Below are 24621 nucleotides of genomic sequence, written 5' to 3' on the forward strand. Positions count from 1 at the left end.
TTAGTTCGCTACATCGCTAATAAATTTTATACGCAGCATTCGGATTTCCTCGTCGGAAAGTTCGTCAGAAAATTCAGAGCATAAAGTCTTCATACTATCGCTCTCAGACTCCATCATAAATTCCATAAATCCTTCGACGATATCCTCATCAAAATTTTCGTCGATATAATAATCGATATTTAGCTTCGTTCCCTGATAAACGATACTCTCCATTTCGGAAAGCAGATCGTCCATTGACAAATTTTTAGCTTTAGCAATATCTTCCAAATCAATTTTCTTATCCGTATTCTGAATAATAAAAACCTTATGACTGGATTTATTTGCTACCTGCTTCAGTACCATATCGTCCGGACGGTCGATATCGTTTTCCTCAACATACTTTTTTATAAAATCCGCAAATTCCTTTCCGAATTTTTTGGCTTTTCCTTCTCCTACTCCATATATCTTAGAAATCTCGTCTATACTAATAGGATATTGTACTGTCATATCCTCCAAGCTTGGATCCTGAAATACCGTATATGGCGGAATATTATTTTTCTGGGCTACTTTTTTCCTTACCTCTTTCAGTAAACTGAACAATTTATCGTCCAGTCCTCGCGCCGTATTTCCTAATGTGACTTCGGAAGATATTTTAGCAGTTTCTGCAAGATTATATACCCTGTCTTCTGCTATTTCAAATTTCGACTTCAGTTTACCGTCGATACAGTCTAAACCTTTTTTCGTAAGTTTTAATACCCCGTAAGTTTCAATATCTTTTAATAAAAAATCCTGAACTACCGCTTGTCTGATAATAGATTTCCAGTAATTATCCTCCTTATCTTTACCACTACCAAAGTGGTGATTGTTCTCGAGTTTATATGACTTGGTTACAGCATTTTCTTTACCTGCAATTACAGCAACCAGATCTTTTGCTCTGAATTTTTGTCCCAAATCCCTTACAAGGCTCAGAATTTTCGTCAGATCCTCACTTGCATCTTTTAACACAGGTGGGTTTACGGAATTATCACACATCTTGGCACCTGCTCCGTTTACCGGATCAAACTTTTCACCAAAATAATACAACAGGTACTGGCGGCGACTCATGGATGTTTCAACATATCCCACTACTTCGTTAAGCAGTTGTAACCCAATCTCTCTTTCCGAAACTGGTTTCTGAGCCAGAAACTTTTCAAGTTTTTCAATATCCTTCGGATCGTAGAAAGCAATACAATGTCCTTCTCCTCCATCTCTTCCGGCACGTCCAGTTTCCTGATAATAACTTTCTAAGCTTTTGGGTATATCGTAATGTATTACAAATCTTACATCCGGTTTATCAATTCCCATTCCGAATGCTATAGTTGCAACAATAACGTCCACCTCTTCCATCAGGAATTTATCCTGATTGGTTACACGTGTTTTGGCATCTAAACCTGCATGATATGGTAATGCATTCAGTCCATTTACCTGAAGAAGCTGTGCGAATTCTTCTACTTTTCTTCTGCTGAGACAGTAAACAATTCCTGATTTACCATTTTGAGCTTTGATAAATTTAACAATCTCTTTATCGATGTTTACTTTCGGACGTACTTCATAAAATAAATTGGGTCTGTTGAAAGACTCTTTATATACAAGAGCATTCGTCATACCAAGAGTTTTCTGAATATCATCCTGAACTTTCGGAGTTGCTGTAGCCGTTAGTGCAATAACAGGAACATCTGCAATTTTATCGATAATACTTTTTAAATTTCTGTATTCCGGACGGAAATCATGCCCCCATTCTGAAATACAATGCGCTTCATCTATTGCAAAGAACGAAATAGGAACTTCTTTAAAGAAATCTATATATTCCTCTTTAATCAACGACTCCGGAGCTACATAAAGCAACTTTGTCCTTCCGTTCCGGATATCATCCATCACGGTTTTCGTCTGAGTTTTGTTCAACGAAGAATTAAGAACGTGTGCTACTCCCTCTTCAGAAGAAAGCCCGTTAACCGCATCTACCTGATTTTTCATTAGTGCTATCAGTGGTGAAACCACAATAGCTGTTCCCTCGCTCATTAATGCCGGCAACTGGTAGCATAATGATTTACCTCCACCTGTTGGCATCAGAACAAAGACATCACTTCCTTCTAAAAGTGAAGATATAATTTGTTCCTGATACCCTTTGAATGTTGTAAATCCAAAATACTTTTTCAATGACTCCGCTATGTTCGCAGATTTTGTATTCATCCTTTGATTTAAGTTTACTAAATTTGCATCTTATCAAAGATAATGAAATTAATATAACAAAGCAATATCTACATTGAAAACCGAAGAAATTCTAAGCCTTGCTAAAAAGACCTTTTCCATAGAGATTCAGGAGCTGGAAAGGACAAAAAATTCACTAAATGAAAATTTTATTCAGGCTGTTGAAAAAATTTATGAAACTAAAGGTAAGCTTGTCGTTGTAGGCATTGGCAAAAGTGCTCACGTTGCCAATAAGATAGTGGCAACTTTAAACTCCACAGGCACTCCTACGCAATTCCTGCACGCTGCAGAAGCAATACATGGAGACCTTGGTTTACTGGCTAAAGAAGATGTTGTTCTTTGCATATCAAATTCCGGAAATTCTCCCGAAATTGCATCTCTTGCTCCTTTCCTGAAAAACTATTCTTCATGCCTTATTGGTATGACTGGAAATCTAAACAGTAAGCTAGCCGAATCTTCAGATATTATCATTAGTTCTGCCGTTGAGCAGGAAGCCTGCCCTAATCAGCTAGCTCCTACCAGCAGTACAACTGTACAAATGGCGTTGGGAGATGCTCTTGCAATATGCCTGATGGAGCTAAGAGACTTTAAGGATACTGATTTTGCTAAATACCACCCTGGCGGATCATTGGGAAAAAACCTTACGGCTACAGTTGCCCAGTTCCTCTCGGATAACAAACCTGAAGTACACGAGAGTGCTAATATTCGGGAAATTATTATTTCTATCAGTGCTTCTAAACACGGAATTACAGTGGTTACCAGTGGGAATGATATAATTGGAGTAATTACCGATGGAGATTTGCGCAGAATGCTAATGCAGAATGAAGATGTTTCTGGTATTACAGCTCATCAGATTATGAGCAAAAACCCTAAAACTATTGACAAAAATTCTCTGGCAAAAAATGCCATGGAGATTTTGAAATCCAATAATATTGGTCAACTTGTTGTAACAGAAAACGGAACATATTCCGGTATTATTGACATTCATAAATTATTAGACGAAGGTATTATTTAAACCATGAGCGAAACTAAAGAAAAAGAGATGTCCTTTCTGGGACATATTGGCGAATTAAGAGGACATTTAATACGTTCCATCCTGGCTATTGCTATTGGTGGTTTTGCTATTGGATTCAATATTAACTGGGTTATGGATCATATTTTATTTGGTCCAACAAAACCAGATTTTTTAACATTTAAAGTGGTAAATCATTTTTCACAGATGATATTCGGGCATGATACTATTGATCTACCGGAAAAGTTTCCAATTCAGGTAAGAAAATTATTTGAGCAGTTCAATGTAATGATGGCAGTTTCTATTGTTGGAGGTATTATGATTGCATTCCCCTATATTGTATGGGAATTATGGAAATTCATCAGCCCGGGGCTACATGAAAACGAGAGAAAAAACTCAATTTTTGTAATCAACAGTACATGGCTAATGTTCATGCTGGGAGCACTTAGCGGGTATTTTCTGGTTATGCCTTTTGTCATCAATTTTGGTTATTTCTTTCATATCTCAGACACAATTCGGGTAGACATTGACCTTTCCAGTTATATTACTATTTTCTTGCAGGTGGTTCTAGGGATGGCTGTTATTTTCCTTTTCCCTATTGTTGTGTATATGCTTACATCCATCGGAATTCTTACGCCTAAATTCTTAATTACTTATAGAAGACATGCAATTGTGGTTATTATGGTTGTTGCAGCTATTATTACACCTGCCGATGTATTGAGTATGATGGCAGCAGCTTTACCTCTGCTTGTACTATATGAAATAAGTATATTTATGTCCAGACTTATGGAGAAAAGAATGAAAAAAAGAGCAAAGAATAAAGAAACGCCGGAAACCAATCTGCCTAAGATAGAAAACTAAACATCTCACATCACTATGAAAAAAATTATAATCTCTGCGCTTCTGTTATCAGGAGTTCTGGCGTATTCTCAAAATAAGAATGCTTTTGGAGAAAAAGAACATCTATTTACAAAACAAGATTCTCTGTTCGGATCTAATACAAAGTACAGAGATTTCTGGGATGTGAAAAAATACGATATTGAAGCTGAGCCTAATTTTGCACAAAAAAGCGTAAAAGGCAACAACAGAATTAGCTTCAGTATTACAAAAGATATCAACAACCCTACATTTCAGATAGATATTCAGCAACCTATGAAGGTTTCTAATGTGATGAGTGACTTCGAAATTACCTCTCAGAAAAGAGACGGAAATTTCCTATTCGTTCAGACCAAAGGAAACTTTAGAAAAGGTGACGAGCACTTTATCAGCATGGATTTTGAAGGAAATCCTGTTGTTGCCAAAAGGGCACCGTGGGATGGTGGCTGGGTTTTCACTAAGGATACTTCCGGAAAACCATGGATGACTACAGCTACCGAAGGTATTGGTACCAGTGTATGGCTACCTATAAAAGACTATTGGGGAGACGAGCCGGACAATGGTGTAACTTTTACAGTTATCAGTCCTAAAGATCTTACAGGTGTATCTAACGGACGCCTTATAGAACAAAGAATTGAAAATGGTAAAAACGTTTCGGTTTGGGAAGTTAAAAATCCAATTAACGATTACAGCATTACGCCGTATGTTGGAAATTATGTTCACTTCGCAGATAGTTTTGATGGTGAAAAAGGAAAGTTATCTTTAGACTATTATGTTATTAAAGAGAATCTGGATAAGGCTAAAAAGCAATTTGAGCAGGTAAAACCTATGATGAAAGCTTTTGAACATTGGTTTGGTCCTTACCCTTTCTATGAAGATGGTTATAAACTTGTTGAAACACCTCACCTGGGAATGGAGCACCAAAGTGCTGTAGCCTATGGAAACAAATATCAAAATGGATATTTGGGAAGAGATCTCTCTGGTACAGGAGTCGGATTGAAGTTTGACTTTATTATTATCCATGAAAGTGGACACGAATGGTTTGCAAATAATATTACAGCACAGGATACAGCTGATATGTGGGTACACGAAAGTTTCACATGCTATTCGGAGACTCTTTATTCAGATTTCATCTTTGGTAAAGAGGATGGGAACAAATATCTTATAGGCCAGAGGCACAATATCCAAAACGATGCGCCAATTATTCCGTCTTACGGTGTAAGAGCACATGGCAGTGGAGATATGTATTATAAAGGAGCAAGTATGCTTCATACAATCCGCCAGGTTATTAATGATGATGAAAAATTCCGCCAGATCCTCAGAGGTCTGGGAAAAGAGTTTTATCACCAAACCGTTACCGGCAAGCAAGTACAGGATTATATCAACCAGAAGTCCGGCATAGATTTCTCAACAGTATTTAGTCAGTATCTTACTACTACTAATATTCCGAAACTGGAATATAAGCAGGATGGTAAAAAATTATCTTTCAGGTGGGTAAATACTGTAAAAGATTTTAAATTACCCGTTCGTTTAAAAAATTCTAAAATTGTTATAACACCTTCTGAAGAGTGGAAAACAGTAAAACTAAAGGATAAGAGTCCTGTAGAATGGGATGCAAATTATTATATTGATTACACCCTCATACAATAGAAAAAACACTCCATATGGAGTGTTTTTTTTTATATTATCCATTATAAAAAGTTATTTTTCATATTTTTACACTCAGGAATATAATTTAGAATAATAAGAATATGGCAAGAAAAGTAGTAGACGGTCCAATAAGAAATAAGGAAAAAACTAAACAAAAATTATTAAACGCTGTTGGAAAAATTCTGGCAACAAAGGGATATTCTGAATTAAAAGTTTCTAAAATTGCAACTGTTGCAGGATTAGATAAAAAACTTATCTATTCTTATTTTGGAAGCACAGATAAGCTTATTGATGAGTATATAAAATCACAGGACTTCTGGGCTAATGTAGATGATCAGGAGATCATGACTTCCGGTTTCTCCGATGGGGGACAAGAAATCACAACCAATATGATCCTGCAGCAATATGATACTTTGGCTAAAAATAAAGAGTATCAAAAAATTATTTTATGGGGAATCTCAGAAACCAGACCATCTCTGAGAAAGCTTGCAGACGACAGAGAGGCCGTAGGAAACCCTTTATTAGATCAGGTCATAGATCCTCTGTTTAAGGAGAAATCAAAAGAATACAGAGCTATACTGGCAATGCTTGTGGCAGGTGCATACTATCTTAATTTACATTTTACGGTAAATGGTTCTACTTTCTGTGGACTCGACTTTAATAAAGAAGAAGATGCAAAGATTCTGAAAGATGCTATAGCCACTATTATAGACGACCAGTACAAAAAGCTGGAGAAAAAATAAAAATTCAGAACTTGTTTAAATTTTAATTCAAAAAAGTGTTAGGCTTCGACAGGCTCAGCCTGAAAACGCTAAAAAGAAAATATTTGAGACGAGCAATGTCACTCTGAGCCTATCGAAGAGTATTAATTATAAAATTTAAACAAGCTCTTGGCAATACTTTATAAAAAAGCCGGAAGTTATCTTCCGGCTTTTCGTTTTTATTTCAAAACGCTTTACAAAATTGCTTCGCGTACTCTTGTTAGTTTTTCCAGTAATGCTTCCAGATAATCTAATTTCAGCATGTTTGCACCATCCGATTTTGCCACAGCAGGGTTAGGATGTGTCTCGATAAAGATACCATCTGCACCGACTGCAATACCAGCCTTAGCAATAGTTTCAATTAACTCTGGTCTTCCTCCCGTAACACCCGAACTTTGGTTAGGTTGCTGTAATGAGTGGGTAATATCTAATATTGTAGGCGCATACTGACGCATTGTAGGAATTCCGCGGAAGTCTACAACCAGATCGGTATAACCAAAAGAGTTCCCTCTTTCAATCAATGCTATTTTATCATTTCCTGAATCCTTTACTTTGTCTACAGCAAACTTCATAGATTCTGCAGAAAGGAATTGTCCTTTCTTCAGTGTTACAGCTTTCCCTGTTACGGCAGCAGCTATCAATAAATCTGTCTGGCGCACTAAGAAAGCAGGAATCTGTAATACATCTACATATTGGGCGGCTAATGCTGCATGTTCATTTTCATGAATATCGGTTGTTGTAGGAATATCGTACTTCTCCCCTACTTTTTTAAGGATTTCAAGCGCTTTAATATCTCCTATTCCGGTAAAACTGTCAACACGTGAACGGTTGGCTTTTTTAAAAGAACCTTTGAAGATATATGGAATATTGAACTGATTGGTAAGCTGAACTACTCTTTCTGCTACTTCCATAGCCAAATCTTCGCTTTCGATAGCACAAGGTCCAGCAATAAGAAAGAAGTTCTTAGAATCTTTATGTTTGATCTTATCTAATGCCTGAATCATTTTATTAAATATTTATTTTTATAATTATCTGTTTATCAAAGCTACTTTCAGTTATTTACTCATAGCTTTTAGTATTTTTTCTATCGTATTAATGTTGCGACTTGTAAGTCTGTCTTTAAGCGATTTCTTTCCAAGAACTTTGCCAAAATCTGAATTCAGCGTATTTCCTTTAGGAGTCTGCCAGTAGAAATTTGTTTGGACAATTTCAGCCTGCTCATTTTCCTTATACACCGCGGTATCAAAAAGCTGCATCAAAACATCTTCTGTCCCTTCTGTTGTTATGAAAGTATAGTTATGATATTCTGGTGAAGAGTTAAAAGGCGAACTACTAAAAATAGCTTTTATTTCAGCTTCATTTCTGATAAAAAGAAAAGCTTCATAATCGAAATAATCTGAAAGTTCTTTTTCCAGTTTTGTTTTCAGATTCTCTACAGAATCTGCGGAAGAAAAAATAATATTGCCTGATGCCAAAACCGAAGAAACATCTTTTACTCCTGCATTCTGAAAGACTTTACAGACTTCCGCCATCTTCATGTTAGTCCCTTTTACATTTACACCACGGAGGAATGCGCAGTACTTTTCCATGCTTACAAAATCTTCTTCAAATTTACGAAAGTATTTTGTTATAAACAGCCTGTTATGATTAGTAAAAGAATTAGTGTGAAACTGCTTTCAGTCCGATAAGAGATCCTATCAGGGTAAACAGAAAGAAGATTCTCCAGAAGCTTGCAGGCTCTTTAAAAATAAAGATTCCTACGATCACTGTTCCTACAGCACCTATTCCTGTCCATACTGCGTAAGCTGTACCAATCGGTAATGTTTGTGTTGCTTTCATCAGAAGAAGCATACTAATGGTTACCGTCACAAAGAATCCGCCGTACCACCAATAAGACTCGACTCCGGTTGTTTCTTTTGCTTTTCCCAAACACGACGCAAACGCAACTTCACAGATCCCTGCAATAATTAAAATTATCCAATTCATTTTTTAAAATTTAGCGGCACAAAATTAATACATGCATTTTGGAAAAAAATTTACATATGATAAAAAATCATCTGATTTCTGCCCGAATCCGACTAAGACTTACCTGGGTAATTCCTAAGTAAGAGGCTATATATCCCAGCTGTATTCTCTGCAGAAATTCCGGATGCTGCTTCATCAGATCTTTATAACGTTCACCAGCCGCCCGGACCTGTCTGGATATAAGCCTTTCCTCAGTCTTTATAAGCTCCTGTTCTGCAAGTCTTCGCCCCCAGTTGGCAATATGAATGTCTTGCTGGTAAAGCTTTCTTAAACTGTCTATTTTTAGCTCATATAGTTCACAGGCTTCCAGAAGTTCGATATTTTCATAACCTGGCTTATTTTCAACATAACTCCGCATAGAGATCACAGTATTCCCTTCTTTTCCAAACCAAAAGGTAATTTCATTACCATCTTGTAGCACATAGGCCCGGACAATTCCTTTTTTAATGAAGTAAACTGAGGTTTCTACCTTGTCTATTCCCATCAGATTATAAGCTTTTGGAAAGCTAACTTCATGAATATGTTTTTGAAGTTCTTCTCTGGACTCTTCCGGCATTACCCATATCTGATCCAGAATTTCGTTTAAAGTCATTCAGTATATTTTTGGACTTTTATATCATTAAAAATAATAAAAACTACCACAATGTGGTAGTTTTTATTATTTGAATATTTTATTTTTTTATTGCGTTGCTTTAATCACCTGACTTGTGATCTGATCCATTTTCTCTTTAGAGTAAGTTGAATCATAAGGCTTCATTACATTGAACAGGTATTCGTAGAAAGGTGTAATCTTCTGTACATTTTCAGATTCTTTATACGCCTTTTCTTTACCCATAGCCTGAAGTCCTTTAACAAAGTCTGAGAATCTCTTATCTACAGGGGTAATTGAATTTACAATATACTGGTAAGCTTTATCTTTCTGTCCCATCTCTTCGTAAGCATCACTTACTGTACTTACAACAACAGAATACAGATACGGCTGTAAAGAAAGCTGCTTTCTCACAAACTTCTGCTGTGACGGATCCAGGTTACTGAAATAATCGTATTCATTAAAAATATTCTTTTTCAGTTCTTCAGCAAGCTTAAGACCTTTCTGTTCCTGACCTGCAACAATATACCCGTAAACTATCTCAGCTAAAGAACGCGGATCATTATATTTAGCCACCGGAATTTCTGCCGAAGCAAGGTCTAATAATTCTAAAGCTCTCTTCTTATCACCTTTTGCTACTAATTCCTGAGCTGCACGTGAAGCACTCATTCTGTAGCTGATAATATTCTGGGTTGCAGTTTCATCGTAGTGGTTATACAAATCTTTGAAGTTACCCCACTTGTAGCTTTTCACTACGTTATAAAGATCGTCTGCATCTACTCTTCCCATATCGCCTCTATTATTTGTTTCCGTTTTAATCGGAACCAAACGATAAGAGAACCCATCGAATTGTAAATAATCACCCAGGAAGAAAATATTCGCTGCATCATATACACCTCCGGCAGAGAAGCTAATTGGACGTTTCCAATCGAATGTAGCTAATAAATCCAACAGGAATACATTGTTCTTCATAATAGAAGATTTTGCATAATCTATTGTGATATGATCTACTGCCAATCCAGCTTCCTGTGGTTTAATAATTCCTGCTTTTACAGCATTGTTTACATTAACAGGAAGAACAAATTTACTAACCGGAAGGAAGTTTAATTTTTCATATTTATCATCACCAAAGATAAATTTCAATACAGTGTCTTTATCCTCAGATTTCATTTTCAGGAAGTTCACTGCGTCCTTCATCGTCATAGAATCCTGTACAAGGTATTTTCTGAATGATGACAATACAGTACCCGGAGCTCCCTGAGATTCAAGGTTTTTATAAATAGCATTCCAGTCTTCTTTGGACATTACATATACCTGGTCATTTACACCTTCTTTATAATTTTCATGAGACATAGATAATGGTATAGGATTAGAATTATCTACCTTACGCATCATCTGATCGATAAACCAAGGTGTTGTAAGAAGAGCCTGGTGAGCAACTCTTACGTCATTTCTGAACCCTTCTGTCTGCTGGATTCCCCATACAGGATATGTATCATTATCTCCATAGGAAATCATAATTGTTTCTTTTGGAAGAGATTTCAGGAATGAATATGCATAGTCATAAGCAGCATATTTATGACTTCTGTCGTGTACTCTGTAATTCTGGAAGCCCATCATAAACGGAATTCCTAAAAGGATAACACCTGCAACCCAATTAGCTTTGCTATCCTTTACTTTCTGATCCAGGAAATAGAAAACGGCAGCAGCTCCTAATCCGATCCAGATTGCAAAAGCATAGAACGAACCTACCATCGCGTAGTCACGCTCACGTGGTTCAAAAGGTTTAACACCCGTATAGTAAACAATACCTATACTCGTAATAATAAACAGAGAAAGGATTGCATAAAATCGTCCAAAATCTTTGTTTAGCTGAAAGAAGAATCCTACTAAACCTAAAAGAAGGGGAAGAAAAAAGAATGCTACAGTAGATTCATTTTTATAATATGCCGGCATTTTGCTCTGGTCACCATGCATTGCATTATCAATAAACGAAATACCACTGATCCAGTTTCCATTTGTATTTTCCATCTGCCCTTGCAGATCATTCTGTCTTCCGACAAAATTCCACATCAGGTATCTTACAAAATAGTAACCATTCTGGAAACTAACGAAATAATCGAAATTCTGACTGAAAGAAGGCTTTTTGATGTTGATCAGGTTATAATTTTTCACCTGCATATAATCATCCACTTTTATAGATCCGTCGTTATATTTCTTCTTTAGTTCATCAAATATTTTATGAGCCTGAGGATCATCGGAAACATCAGGATTGCTATAATTGAATGTAAAGTCCGGTGCTCCGTACATAGAGATATAATTAGACATTACATCTTTATCACTATTGAACATTCTCGGAAAAAAGCCTACATGATTTTTATTGAAAACAATATTATCTCTCTGTCCAACTAAAACATAACGTCCGGTTTTATCATCCTTTTCGTAAATATCACCAGTTTTGATTGTTTTATAACTTCCGTCTTCATTTTTTTCCATTCCGTTATAATCCAGGTAAGCTGTATAATTCTCACCATAAGACGTTGGCCAGTCACCATACTGTACACGGTTATAATAATCCAACATACCAATAGCATTGTCAGGATCATTCAGGTTAATTGCAGGATTTGCCATTGCACGGATAGGAATAACCATCCAGCAAGAGAAACCAATAATCATGTAGACAAGGCTAAGGGCAATCGTCTGGAAAACACTGTTTTTCTTCTTTCTCGCATAGCTTATGGCCAGATAAGAGAGTCCTGCCAACACAAGAAAAGCGAATATTGTTCCTGAATTAAAAGGTAAACCAAAGCCATTAACGAAAGCTATTTCGCTTTTCGCGAACATGGTCATGATAAAAGGAAATACTCCTTTGAATACCAGTCCCAAAATAACAAGTGTTACCACATTGGCTATGATAAAACTTTTCCAGGTAAAAGTGTATTTTCTTGAATAGTAGATAAGACATATTGCAGGAACAGTCAGCATACACATCATGTGTACCCCAACAGAAAGCCCTGTTACAAAGAAGATAAGAACAATCCATCTTTCGTTATCACTTTCATTAAATTCGTTTTCCCATTTACAGATCAACCATAAAAGTAAAGCAATAAACATACTGGACATGGCATATACCTCTCCTTCTACTGCGGAGAACCAGAATGTATCACTGAATGTAAAAGCCAAAGCTCCTATAATTCCCGAAAAAAGAACGCCTACAGTCTGATTATCTGTAAGTTCATCCATTTCTTTGTTCAGAATCCTTCTTACCAGATGTGTAATTGTCCAAAATAAAAATAATATAGTGAAGGCACTACATAAAGCCGACATAGCATTAATAACTGTTCCGTAATGATGTCCGTCTCCAAATGCAAACATTGCTACAACTGCGCCTATCAACTGGAAAAGAGCCGCTCCCGGAGCGTGGGTTACCTGCAGTTTTACTGCAGAAGATATGTATTCTCCACAATCCCAGAAACTGAGATTCGGCTCAATTGTAGATAGGTAAGTAACTGCGGCGACCACAAAAATTCCCCATCCTAAAAAGGTATTCCATTTCCTAAATGTCCATTCCTTCATGCTAAAATTTTAAATTGTGTTGCGAAATTAAGGTTTTTAAAATACTTTTTATAGTTTTTTTTCATTTCAGGCAAAACATGATAAGAATTAGGCTTTCTATAAATCACTATAAATTAATGCTTTTTAAGTTTTTTTTAATCTTTGATTTTTAAATCGTAGATTTTGGCATAATTTTGACATATTGAAACCAAATATTTTTATATTTTTGCAGATAGTTCTTATTAGAGAAAAATGATATATAATGACTAATGTATTCGATAACATTCTTGGTTTAATCGGGAACACTCCCATGGTTAGGTTAAACCGTGTAACGAACCACATTCCGGCTACAGTATATGCTAAACTAGAATCTTATAATCCCGGACACTCAACAAAAGATAGGATTGCGATCCATATCATCGAGGCCGCGGAGAAAAAGGGTATCCTAAAGCCAGGTGCTACAATTGTAGAAACTACTTCAGGAAATACAGGCTTTTCAATCGCAATGGTTAGTATTATAAAAGGTTACAAGTGTATACTTGCTGTTAGTGACAAAACTAAACCAGAAAAAATTGCTTACCTAAAAGCTTTGGGAGCAACAGTATATGTTTGCCCTGCCAGTGTACCGGCAGACGATCCAAGGTCTTATTATGAAGTAGCAAAAAAAGTCGCTTCGGAAACTCCAAACTCAATCTATATTAACCAATACTTCAATGAATTAAACATTGAAGCTCACTATCAGAACACAGGTCCTGAAATCTGGGAACAGACGGAGGGGAAAATAACTCATATTTTTGCATGTTGTGGTACCGGCGGAACTTTGTCCGGATCTGCAAAGTTCTTAAAAGAGCAGAATTCTGATATCAAAGTAATTGGTGTAGATGCAGATGGCTCTATTCTGAAGACTTACCATGAAACCGGAGAAATCGACAAAGATGAAATTCACTCTTATCAGATAGAAGGTTTGGGAAAAAATCTTATTCCCGGAGCCTTATTATTTGATCAGGTTGATGAATTTGTCCGTGTAAATGATGAGAACTCGGCATATGCCACAAGAGATATTGCGTTAAAAGAAGGAATTATGGGTGGTTATACCACAGGTGCTGTTGTTCAGGCTCTGAAACAATATGCGGAAACCCATGAATTTTCTAAAGATGACCTTGTTGTACTTATATTCCCGGATCATGGCTCCCGTTATATTACTAAAGTATATAATGACGGCTGGATGGAATCTCAGGGATTTAACCGTAACTGTGTACACAATTACGAAGAGGTCTTCAAAACAGAATACATCAAATAATTATTGTAATAATTTAATATAACTTTCTCCCGATATTCCATCGGGAGACTTTTTAATAAAAAACCACAATTAAATGGATATTTTTGAAAGAATCAAGCAAAATCCAGGTCCATTAGGGCAATTCGCCGATTATGGAGAAGGTTACTTTATTTTCCCAAGACTAGAAGGACCTATTGGTCCGAGAATGCAGTTCCAGGGAAAAGAGGTTATCTTTTGGAGTGCTAATGATTATTTAGGATTATGTAATCATCCGGAAGTAAAAGAAGCTGATGCAAAAGCTGCTGCAGAGTATGGAATGTTCTATCCTATGGGTGCAAGAGCAATGTCCGGAGAAACTGACCAGCACCTTCAGCTGGAAAAAGAACTGGCTGAATTCGTTCAAAAAGAAAGCGCATATCTATTGAATTTCGGATATCAGGGAATGGTTTCTACTATAGATGCCCTGGTAAACAGAAATGATGTTATTGTATATGATATGGATTCTCATGCTTGTATTGTAGACGGTGTAAGACTACATTCTGGTAAGAGATTTACATACAAGCACAATGATATGGAAAGTCTTGAAAAAAATCTTCAAAGAGCAACTAAAGTAGCACAGGAAAACAATGGTGGTATTTTAGTAATTACTGAGGGGGTTTTTGGAATGAGAGGACAGCAGGGAAAAATTAAAGAGATCTGCGAATTAAAATCTAAATACAACTTCCGCTTATTAGTAGATGATGCTCATGGTTTTGGTACTTTAGGTAAAACTGGTGCCGGAGCAGGTGAAGAACAGGGATGTCAGGATCAGATTGATGTATACTTCTCTACTTTTGCTAAGTCTATGGCTGGTTTTGGTGCATTTTTAGCGGGAGATAAAGAAATCATCCGTTACCTGAAATTCAACCTTCGTTCACAGATCTTTGCGAAATCTCTTACAATGCCTATGGTACTTGGCGGATTAAAAAGGCTGGAGCTACTGAGAACCAGACCGGAGATAAAAGCTAAGCTTTGGGAAAATGTAAATAAATTACAAAAAGGATTAAAAGACAGAGGCTTTAACATTGGTGATACCAATACATGTGTAACACCTGTTATGATGCAGGGAACTCCTGTAGAAGCTACCCTATTAGTTAAAGATCTTAGAGAGAACTACCGTATATTTACTTCTGTTGTAGTATATCCGGTAATTCCTAAAGGAATGATCCTTTTAAGACTTATTCCTACTGCTTCTCATACAGATGCTGAAATCAATGAAACTCTTGCAGCTTTTGAAGCTATCCATGACAAATTGGTTAGCGGATACTATAAAGAGCAGGAGCAGAAGCTTTTACAAGAACAGGGACTAAGTTTCAAGCCAATTTAATAGTAAGCTATAATTCAATATAAAAAGCTGGAAGTATACTTTCAGCTTTTTTCATGCCTTAAAACTATTATTATTTCGATGAAAAATGCTATTATTGCAGTATATATCTCAATGATGAGAAAAGTTACCTATATAGCTTTTTCATTTATATTATGTACAACTTTTACTGCCTGTAAGACAGCCCCTCAGGAAGCTGATTTCCTGAGAAACAATGTGGTGCACGGCATTAATGACCAGATTATTACCGGAAAGTTCGTAGCCAAAAACGACCTCAATATTCAGCATGAGATCAATATCACTAAACTGAACAGATCTAAGAATTATGAGGTTAATTTTGCAGCGTATGACAAAAACGGAATTGCTTATTACTCAGTAACTTCCAAAGGAACGTATAATGGATATGTACTTGTTGTTCCGTTTGAATATGAGCACCAGAAAGATGATTTGTATTTAAACTTTAACGGAGAAAAAATGAAGATTAATTATGATACTGATGTAAAAAGTATTATTTCTAATCTTGGAATTAAAGGAAATCATTTACCTAAGATTTACACCCATATTCTTACAGCTGTACCCGGAAATGGAAAGAAGCCGGAGTTATTTTTCTTGAAAAACTTTGAAAATGAGTATCCAAAAGAAGCTGGATTTTTTGATCATCCAATTATAAAAAACAGGTTAGAAAAATTATTAAAAGATGCTTATCCGGACTTTATAAAAAATTTCAGAGAAGAGACTCCAATCGTCCAAGCAGAGCCGGGTGTGTACAAAACGTCAGGATGCTCGGATCGTAAATGTCTTGATAATCAATCATTTATAGAATTCAATGTACCGCATAACAAAATAAATGTTAAAGTTTTTAACAAAAAAAAGAAAATAGAGTACAAAGAACCCTGAAAAAATGTTAAAATTTCTTAAAAATTTGAGACCATAGACTTGAAGGGCTACCTTCGCACTCAAATTTAATATTTATGAAACATTTTATTAATATTAAAGTAGTCGTCATAAGTTTAGTATTAACTTTTATTTCATTCAATGCCAAAGCGCAGAATTCTTACATTAAAGAGAATAAAGACATGGCAGCGACACTTTCAAAAGAATATGGTATACCCAGTTCGATTATTTTAGCAGTAGCCTTCGTAGAATCGGGAGGCGGAACAAGTAAAAACAGCAAAGCTTTAAATAACCACTTCGGGATTGTAGGCAAAAACACAGTAAACAGTTCGAAGTACAAAAGCTTCACTTCAGTAAAAGAAAGTTACAGAGCATTCTGCGAGCTTCTTTCCAGAAAAAAATACTACTCCCAACTAAAAGGGACAGACAATCACAACGCTTGGGTCAAAGCGATCGCATCCGCAGGATACTCCACTCAGCCAGAAACCTGGAAACAACGGATCAACTCAATCATCAACAAATTCGGACTTTCAGACTAATATGTCTCTGTTTTGTGTAAAATTATTTTTATATTTGGCATCTGTTTGCTAGGTACTATTAATAATTTAAAAACACATTCTTTGAAAAATCAAAATAAAAGAGTACTCGCGTTAGTCTCTGCATGTTTTTTCATTTATCTATTAGTTTCCATAATTTTTAAGGTTTTCAGCCTTAGCTGGGAACCTTTTGACCGCATTAATTTAATTGCTGATATTTTCCCTAATAAGGAAAAGCAAAAAGCTGATTCTTTAGCTTCACAGCCAAAAATAAATGTAAAGGAAACTACGGAGCAGGATTTTGATCTTTACAAAAAACCTGAATTCATCACCAATTTTAATAAGGGTGAGCATAGTTCGCTTCCTAAATTCATGGAGAAGCTGAACAGGCTGAAAAAGGGTGAAAATGTAAAAATCCGGATTGCTTATTTTGGAGATAGTATGATCGAAGGTGACTTACTTACCCAGACATTACGTAAACTTTTACAACAGGAATACGGAGGTTATGGTGTAGGTTATCTTCCTATCTCTTCTAATGTAGCAGGGTTCAGACAAACTGCAACCACTTCTGCATCCGGATGGAATGATACCAGCTTTAAGACCAAAGGAGCTACCAATATGTACCTCTCCGGGCATTATTTTACCGGAGATGGTTCTGGTTCTTATACCGACAATACTATTAAAAATGATTCTTTAGCTACACCTATTACCAAATCCGTCATTTACGGAAGAGGAGGCGGAAGTGTATCTGTAAATGGGACAGAGCTTAGCCTTGGCGGAAACGCAAGTGTAAATAAAGAATCTATTACCGATTCTTCCCACCAGATAAAACTAAAAGGTAATGCAGGCTCTACACCTATCTATGGTGTAAGTTTTGAAAGCCAGAAAGGTATCTTTGTAGATAACTTCTCTTTCAGAGGTATTACCGGTGTGGAACTGAACAAACTGGATGAAGATTTTATTAAAGCTATCCAGGAAAATAATCACTACGATCTTATCGTACTTCAGTATGGGGTAAATCTTCTTTTCCGTCCGAACGATACTGACTATAGCTACTATGCTAAACTAATGAAGCCGGTTCTGGCTAAATTAAAAAATGGTTTTTCTGATGCCGATTTCCTTGTCGTAAGTTCTGCGGACAGAGCTTTCCGATATGATGGAACTTATAAAACAGCAAAAGGATTACCTAACCTATTGGAAACACAGGCACAATTAGCTATTGAAAACGGATTTGCATTCTACAATCAGTTTGAATCTATGGGTGGAACCAACTCTATTGTAAAATGGGCAAATGAAACACCTCCGCTGGCTAATAAAGATTATGTCCATCCGAATGGGAAAGGAGCCGATATACTGGCAGAGAAAATCTACCATGCTATCCAGAATGATTATAAAAAATATTTAAAGAAAAAATAAGCACTACAAATGTTTGAGAAATTACTGGCTGATTTCGATTTAGGAGCCTTCCTTCATCAGTTTTTATATGACAAAGAGAATCCTTTGCTCTTTAACAATGGATTTTTCGTTTATTTCTTCTTTTTATTTATTGTTCTGTTTTATTTTCTTAGAAAATATCCTAAGCCCAGAAGATATATGTTTTGTTTCTTCTCGCTTTACTTTTTCTATAAAGCAAGTGGAGCCTTTGTATTACTGGTAATACTGTCTGCTATTGTAGACTTTGTTCTCTCTAATGCGATATACAAAACACCGGATAAGAAGAAAAAGACCATATTACTTATTTGTAGTATAGTGTTTAACCTTGGGATGCTTTTCTATTTTAAGTATACCAATTTCTTTATTAATGTATCCAACGAATTATTCCATACAGGATTCAATCCTCTGAATATTTTATTACCTGTAGGGATCTCTTTTTATACTTTCGAAAACCTTAGTTATACACTGGATGTATACCGTGGCGAATTTAAACCTGCTACTAAGTTTTCAGATTATTTATTATTCCTTTCTTTCTTCCCAAAACTTGTGATGGGGCCAATTGTACGGGCACATGATTTTGTACCCCAGATTAACCAATCTTATGTTATATCGGAAAGGGACTTTGCAAAAGGATTTTATCTTATTATTTCAGGTCTGATAAAAAAGCTTGTTATATCGGATTATATTACTCTTAACCTTGTTAATTATATATTCGATAATCCATCCTTGCATGCCGGTGTAGAAAATCTTTTTGCGGTATACGGCTATGCGATGGTTATTTACTGTGACTTTAGTGGTTATAGTGATGTTGCAATAGGTGTTGCATTGTGGTTAGGCTTTAAAATACCGACAAACTTCCTTTCTCCTTATCAGAGTAAGAGTATTACCGAATTCTGGAGAAGATGGCATATTTCCCTGTCTTCATGGCTGAGAGATTATTTGTATATCCCGTTAGGAGGTAACAGAAATGCAACTGTAGGTTCTTATATCTTTGTTGTATTATTCCTGGCAGGAACTTTTCTCATGTCAGTTAATCTGTTCCATTTATCATACATGTGGGCAGGCGGAGTTTCAGCAATTTTATTGTTAATCTTTGTTCTTCCGCCACTGATTAATAAAAATCCAAAAGGTATTGCAGCCAATTTCAATTTACTGACAACAATGTTACTAGGTGGTTTCTGGCATGGTGCAAGCTGGAACTTTATTATCTGGGGTGCCATGCATGGTGTATCATTAGGTATTCATAAAATATGGATGATGCTTACCGGAAAGGCTTTTGCAGGATTTAACAATTCTAAGTGGTATAATGCTATTATGGTTGTGATAACTTTCCACTTTGTATGTTTCTGCTGGATCTTCTTTAAAGCTGAAAATTTTGATATTGCTATGTCAATGATTCACCAGATCTTCTATAACTTCGATGCCGGAGTTTGGGGACCTTTCTACGACAATTATAAAGAAGTATTATGGATGATAGCTCTGGCAATGTGTATTCACTTCATACCGGATGGCTATGCAGATAAAGTAATAGATAAAGTTGGTAAAGTTTCTTTAGCATACTATATTCTTATTTTCTTTGCATTTCTTATACTATATGGTTACTTTAAATCGTCTGAACAGGTAATGCCTATTTATCTACAGTTCTAACTGATTAATTGTTTTTCACTAAATTCGCAGTCTAAAAAATAAAAATATGGGCGTAGCAGATTTATTATTGAAAAAGAAGAAAGCTTTGGCTGAGAAGAACCTAAAGGAAGGTCAGGAATTTCAGGCTGCATTTGGGGCAAAAGAAGGAGTTGTAACCCTGGAAAGCGGGCTTCAGTATGAAATATTAGAGGCTTCTGAAGGGAAAAAACCTGGTGCTAAAGATTCTGTTATTTGCCATTATCACGGTACAACGATTAGCGGTCAGGTTTTCGACAGTTCTGTAGAAAGAAAAAAGCCAGCTACGTTTCCTTTGAACAGGGTTATCGAAGGATGGACTGAGGCTTTACAGCTAATGTCTACAGGCAGCAAATGGAAACTGGTTATTCCACCACATTTAGCATACGGAAACGAGCAAATTTCAAAAGAAATAGGGCCTAACAGTACTTTGATCTTCGAAGTAGAGCTTTTAGGAATTAAATAAAATACGAAGTTAGAAATTAGAAATACGAAATTTTCACTTCTAAATTTAAAATATAAAAAACAACCTGTTTCATTTTGAAACAGGTTGTTTTTTATATTTATGATCGTAATTCGTAATCCAAAATTCTAACTTATTTTAAAGCCTCATTCAGCGCCTTCCAGATCATTTCTGCTTGCTGGGTATATCCAGGTTTCAGAAAATGAACTCCATCTCCATTAGCTTCTTTTCTTGCTAAAGATTTAACAAAGTAACCTTTCCCCCCTGTTGCTTCATACATGTTAAGAAAAGCTGTATTATTTTGAATACTTATTTCTTTTATCCATGAAACAATTTCTTGTATACGGTCTCCTTTTAATTTATTATCTGTAGGAGAGATCAAAAGAATGGGTAATGTAGGATTATCTTTTCTAAAAGCTTGTATCAGGTCTTGTGCGCTCTTTTGGAATTCTTCTTTTGTAATGGTACTCAAAGATTCATTTGTTCCCAGTGAAATCATAACTACATCCGGATTTACCTGCTTCAACTCTTCCAGCTGCAACGGATATTTTAAAAAGTCAGCATAAGTAGCCCCGTTTACACCTACACCGTTGAAAACAATACCAGAAGTAGCATTCTTTTTAAGAAACTGAAAACCATATAAAATATTTCCTTTGGAAGCATTGGTACGCATCAGAAAGTTTCTCGTTGCCTTAGGATAATTAAAAACAGTTTCTCCTTCAGTATATTTTCCTTGCCCGGCTATAGTCAATTTTTGTTCAAAATCGGGGTTAAAATCAGGTTCTGTCTGTTCCGCTTTTATGACCTGCCCAGGCTGCGGGAATTTAATTCCATTTCCATTTAGCTGGGCCAATCTTGTCGTTGTTGTATTAAATTTTGCAGCCAGTTCCGGAAAAGTTTCTCCCTGCTGAACCGTATATGATACAATAGTCTTTCTTTTAGCAATATAAGAATTAAGAGGAGCATTGGTTTCATAAATAGTAAAGCTCTCCCCTGCCATTTGCTTATCATTCAGTATTCTTACTTCATCAAAAGAATCATTAGGATTATTAAAGCCTATTTCTATAAAAGAATCTTTATTATTTCCCATAACAAAGCCTAAAGCTCCCATCTGACTGAAAACATCCTGATCGTATACCAAGCGGAATGTCTGCCATGCCTGATTAGAGACTGATGTAATATCCAATGGCCCGTTGGAATTGGCTACAGCATAAGGAAATACCAATCCTCTTCCGGCATAGCCATATTTTTCGGTAAATCTTTGTCTCAAAACTTCCGGAATCCATCCAGCCTGAATATGGGAATCTCCTAAAAATAAGATATTAGTAACTTTATTATTTGCTTTAAGTTTTTGAGCAAAACTTGCCATTCCTGATGGATTTTCAATCTGTTGTGCAGATAAAGAAATACAAGCGGCTAAAGAAATTGCTTTTAAATATTGATGCATAATGTGTTCTCAGAATTTGAAGTCTTAAAGATAGGAACTATGACTGAAAAAACAGGAAAACCAATAAGAAATCATAAATGCCCAGATACAATATTGTCTATAAAAAAACTCGCAGGTTTTTAAAGCCTGCGAGTTTATATACTCAAAAATATTTTTGCTCTATATATTAGAATCCGAACTGCATTCCGATTTTCACACCAAATTTACGTGCATCAGGTCTGTCCAGGTAGTTCCCTCTCCAGTTGAAATCTATTCGGAACATACGGAAGTTACCGAAACCAATATTTTCTATTCCGAAACCATATTCATAGTAAATATGATCTTTAGGAGCTGTATAGAAAATGTTGGATCTGTTCATGACTACATTATCATGCTTCAGGCTACCCCATGCTCCTCTAAAGAAAGCTACTTCACGAAGTTTTAGCTTCTTAAGTAATGGTACTTTGTTGAATATCCATCCATTAAAATGGTGCTCCCAGAATAATGTAGAATAAGAATCTGTTACAAATTCATAGAAATTAAGCTGGGCAAAAGTATTTGGAATACTAAAGTATGATTGGTTCCCCGGAAGAACATTCATTAAAGATAATGGTACAGATCCGAAAATGGTACCTGCTTCAAAACTAACATCTGATCGTCCCATATTACCAATAAGAATTGGATGTCTGTATGAGAACTGTAATTTATCGTAGTTGAAATCAGACTTGAAAAAACCAGGTATCCCTTTCGTATAACGTAAAGTAAAAGTCGGAGATAATGTTTTTATGGTATTTCTGTCTACTCCATATTCAGCAAATCTAGCTCCCGGACGATAAGTTAGTACTAGCGATGCTCTGGCATCATTTACCTGACTTTTTTCTATACCATTTTTATTTACGTAGTTTATCTTGAATAACTCCGGATCTGCAGCTGTAATTTCTCTGTAGCTGCCGTCCAACATTATCTGGAAATTACGGAAAGGCTCTATCGAAAAATAGAGGTTATTCTCTACAACCTTACTCAGATAGACATTGCTTCCGGTACTTGCAATAGATGAAGATGCAAATGATCTTCTCATCCCTACACTACTGTTGGTATCCCCTATTGCTTCTACACCCAATTGCTGGATATCGTTTTTGAAACCATAACCAATTGTAAAACGGTTATTTTTATCAAACATGTAGCGTCCGCCTATTCCATATTTGAATTTATGATCTTTAAATCCATAAGCTCCATAACCTTCGAGTCTCCACATATCATTACGACTAAAGAAAGTTCTTAGTCCCAATCTTACACGTGGCCCTTCAACATCATTACGCCCGTATACGGAATAAAGATTACCTATATCGATCGCTTTTCCTACATTATAAAAGCCAGAACCTAGCATTTCCGCAACTTTTATAGCAGTTTTAAATTTAGGTACCTGCCATAATTTTTCAAGATTATTATAGGTCACAGAATCCATTTTGGTTAATGGAACCTGACGGTTAGCTTGCCAAAAAGCATCGTCTTTCTTATAAACTTCAGGGTTTCCTATCTCAACTTTCTTATCTACTTCAGCAGATATTTCAGGTTTATTAACCTCAAAGTTTGTATAAGAAATAGTACGGTCTACATAAAGTCCTTTAGAATTGGCTTTTTTATTCAATAAGGACATATCTATCATAATATGCGACTTCTCCGGTCTGAAAGACTTTTCATCGATAATATAATAGGTTAATTCAGCATTTACACCACGAACAAAGTTTACGTCCATATTCTTTGCAGAATTCAACGATACTTTTTTAACGGCATAAGATGATTTCGCTATAAATATAACGCCTCTGAAAGCAAGTGCTGCTGTATTTTTAGGATAGTATTTTATCGTAAAACATGGTTCTCCATCTACAACATTATCCGGCATCAATTCGTACTCGTATATACTAAATCCGTCTGTAGAAAGCGGACTTGGAAAACCTTTATCGAAAAAGTTTAACGTATTGTCATAAATATTGAAATCTTTATAAAGGTTCTGAATAGTCTGAACCATGAACTGGTAATCTTCAAAGCCTGAAGCTTTTTCAGCTACCAATACTTTCTTTTCAGATGAAGAAGGTTTGTTTCTTTTATAAAAGGTAGAAATTTGCTCGTTCATGTAGATCGGTACATAAGCTTTTCCGGTAACGGCAGCTGTATCAACATTTTTGAACATGAACTCCATTCCTTTAAAAATCTTTTTCTGGGTAAAAGTACTGTCAAGATTATTGAGGGATGCTTCCAGCTTTTGATATTCGTCATATTTATAATTATCATACGAATCAAAAGCATTTCTGTACTTGCGCTTCCATACTTCGTTCAGAATTGCGTAGGCAGGATTTTCTTTTTTATTTTTGTACTTTTTCTTACCACTGATTACAACACCTTCAATATTCTTCTGTTCCGTTTTCACAGATGATACCAGTGAAATATCCAGTATGGATGTTTTATGAAAATCAAAAGGTACATCCTGCAGTAGAAAGTCTTTCTTTTCTACAGAAATCATACCGATACTGTCCTGAACAACAAGTTCAAAAAGTCCGTTACTGTCTGTTTTTGCAGTGTTATTTTGATTGCTAAGCAGGGCTTCAGCAATCGGTTTTCTAGATTTGGAGTCCGTTATTTTACCTGTCAGTTTTAGCTGCCCGTTTACCTTCACAAGCATCACACAGGTTAAAGAACAAAATAGTAGTTTTTTCATCATAAGATTTCACATCGTCAGAACCAGCATTCCTTTTATAAAATAATTTTGCAAATATATAAAAGAATACCTGTGTTTATAGCCAAGGGCGTGCCAATTAACTATTTATAACAATAAAAAATCCCGAATCATTGATGATCCGGGATTTTTTTAT

General features: G+C 35.9%; 19 protein-coding genes. 11 read left to right on the top strand and 8 right to left on the bottom strand.

What is annotated here, in order from left to right:
• Positions 1-2208, bottom strand: a complete 2208-nt coding sequence (gene recQ / locus BAZ10_RS14285; protein ID WP_078772613.1) for a DNA helicase RecQ — start codon at positions 2206-2208, stop codon at positions 1-3.
• Positions 2209-2281: 73 nt separating this feature from the next.
• Here recQ and BAZ10_RS14290 point away from each other — a divergent pair, with 73 nt between their 5' ends.
• From BAZ10_RS14290 to BAZ10_RS14305, 4 genes are all read left to right on the top strand, one after another.
• A complete protein-coding gene (locus BAZ10_RS14290) occupies positions 2282-3241 on the top strand; it encodes a KpsF/GutQ family sugar-phosphate isomerase (RefSeq protein ID WP_078772614.1) in 960 nt (319 codons plus the stop codon).
• 3 nt (positions 3242-3244) lie between these two features.
• Complete coding sequence (tatC, locus tag BAZ10_RS14295) at positions 3245-4099, top strand: twin-arginine translocase subunit TatC (RefSeq protein ID WP_078772615.1); 855 nt, start codon at positions 3245-3247, stop codon at positions 4097-4099.
• A gap of 15 nt (positions 4100-4114) precedes the next feature.
• A complete protein-coding gene (locus BAZ10_RS14300) occupies positions 4115-5764 on the top strand; it encodes a M1 family metallopeptidase (protein ID WP_078772616.1) in 1650 nt (549 codons plus the stop codon).
• Positions 5765-5865: 101 nt separating this feature from the next.
• The gene (locus tag BAZ10_RS14305) at positions 5866-6507 is read left to right on the top strand and encodes a TetR/AcrR family transcriptional regulator (RefSeq protein ID WP_078772617.1); all 642 of its coding nucleotides are present in this window, start codon (positions 5866-5868) and stop codon (positions 6505-6507) included.
• A 212-nt stretch (positions 6508-6719) separates the two neighbouring features.
• On the opposite strand, the gene kdsA is transcribed toward BAZ10_RS14305, so the two are convergent.
• The 5 genes from kdsA to BAZ10_RS14330 form a co-directional block, all read right to left on the bottom strand.
• Positions 6720-7529: a 3-deoxy-8-phosphooctulonate synthase gene (gene kdsA, locus BAZ10_RS14310; protein WP_078772618.1), complete on the bottom strand. Its 810-nt coding sequence runs from the start codon at positions 7527-7529 to the stop codon at positions 6720-6722.
• Positions 7530-7580: 51 nt separating this feature from the next.
• Positions 7581-8114, bottom strand: a complete 534-nt coding sequence (locus BAZ10_RS14315) for a DUF1697 domain-containing protein (protein WP_078772619.1) — start codon at positions 8112-8114, stop codon at positions 7581-7583.
• 70 nt (positions 8115-8184) lie between these two features.
• Complete coding sequence (locus BAZ10_RS14320) at positions 8185-8511, bottom strand: DMT family transporter (RefSeq protein WP_009085924.1); 327 nt, start codon at positions 8509-8511, stop codon at positions 8185-8187.
• Positions 8512-8578: 67 nt separating this feature from the next.
• Positions 8579-9142 carry a Crp/Fnr family transcriptional regulator gene (locus BAZ10_RS14325; RefSeq protein WP_045178969.1) on the bottom strand — a complete coding sequence of 188 codons (564 nt, stop codon included), beginning with the start codon at positions 9140-9142 and terminating at the stop codon, positions 8579-8581.
• A gap of 87 nt (positions 9143-9229) precedes the next feature.
• Positions 9230-12715: a glycosyltransferase family 117 protein gene (locus BAZ10_RS14330; RefSeq protein ID WP_078772620.1), complete on the bottom strand. Its 3486-nt coding sequence runs from the start codon at positions 12713-12715 to the stop codon at positions 9230-9232.
• Positions 12716-12956: 241 nt separating this feature from the next.
• Between BAZ10_RS14330 and BAZ10_RS14335 the strand changes: the two genes are divergently transcribed.
• From BAZ10_RS14335 to BAZ10_RS14365, 7 genes are all read left to right on the top strand, one after another.
• Positions 12957-13994, top strand: coding sequence for a PLP-dependent cysteine synthase family protein (locus tag BAZ10_RS14335; protein ID WP_078772621.1), 1038 nt, complete (start codon positions 12957-12959; stop codon positions 13992-13994).
• A 73-nt stretch (positions 13995-14067) separates the two neighbouring features.
• A complete protein-coding gene (locus BAZ10_RS14340; RefSeq protein WP_059156314.1) occupies positions 14068-15339 on the top strand; it encodes an aminotransferase class I/II-fold pyridoxal phosphate-dependent enzyme in 1272 nt (423 codons plus the stop codon).
• 78 nt (positions 15340-15417) lie between these two features.
• Entirely contained in the window at positions 15418-16233 is an 816-nt protein-coding gene (locus tag BAZ10_RS14345; protein ID WP_078772622.1) for a hypothetical protein, read from the top strand.
• A gap of 74 nt (positions 16234-16307) precedes the next feature.
• The gene (locus tag BAZ10_RS14350) at positions 16308-16769 is read left to right on the top strand and encodes a glucosaminidase domain-containing protein (protein ID WP_078772623.1); all 462 of its coding nucleotides are present in this window, start codon (positions 16308-16310) and stop codon (positions 16767-16769) included.
• Positions 16770-16850: 81 nt separating this feature from the next.
• Entirely contained in the window at positions 16851-18182 is a 1332-nt protein-coding gene (locus tag BAZ10_RS14355) for an SGNH/GDSL hydrolase family protein (protein ID WP_078772839.1), read from the top strand.
• 9 nt (positions 18183-18191) lie between these two features.
• A complete protein-coding gene (locus BAZ10_RS14360) occupies positions 18192-19847 on the top strand; it encodes an MBOAT family O-acyltransferase (protein WP_078772624.1) in 1656 nt (551 codons plus the stop codon).
• Positions 19848-19893: 46 nt separating this feature from the next.
• Positions 19894-20328, top strand: a complete 435-nt coding sequence (locus BAZ10_RS14365; protein ID WP_021347813.1) for an FKBP-type peptidyl-prolyl cis-trans isomerase — start codon at positions 19894-19896, stop codon at positions 20326-20328.
• Between the two features lie 130 nt (positions 20329-20458).
• Here the strand turns inward: BAZ10_RS14365 and BAZ10_RS14370 are convergent, their stop codons facing one another.
• Together BAZ10_RS14370 and BAZ10_RS14375 are read right to left on the bottom strand one after the other, a co-directional pair.
• Positions 20459-21772 (bottom strand): GDSL-type esterase/lipase family protein, encoded by a 1314-nt coding sequence (locus BAZ10_RS14370; RefSeq protein ID WP_078772625.1) that lies wholly within the window; start codon positions 21770-21772, stop codon positions 20459-20461.
• A 166-nt stretch (positions 21773-21938) separates the two neighbouring features.
• Positions 21939-24470 (bottom strand): DUF5686 family protein, encoded by a 2532-nt coding sequence (locus tag BAZ10_RS14375; protein WP_245803824.1) that lies wholly within the window; start codon positions 24468-24470, stop codon positions 21939-21941.
• Positions 24471-24621 lie beyond the last annotated feature (151 nt).

This window comes from Elizabethkingia occulta (genome assembly GCF_002023715.1).
GTDB classification, from domain to species: domain Bacteria; phylum Bacteroidota; class Bacteroidia; order Flavobacteriales; family Weeksellaceae; genus Elizabethkingia; species Elizabethkingia occulta.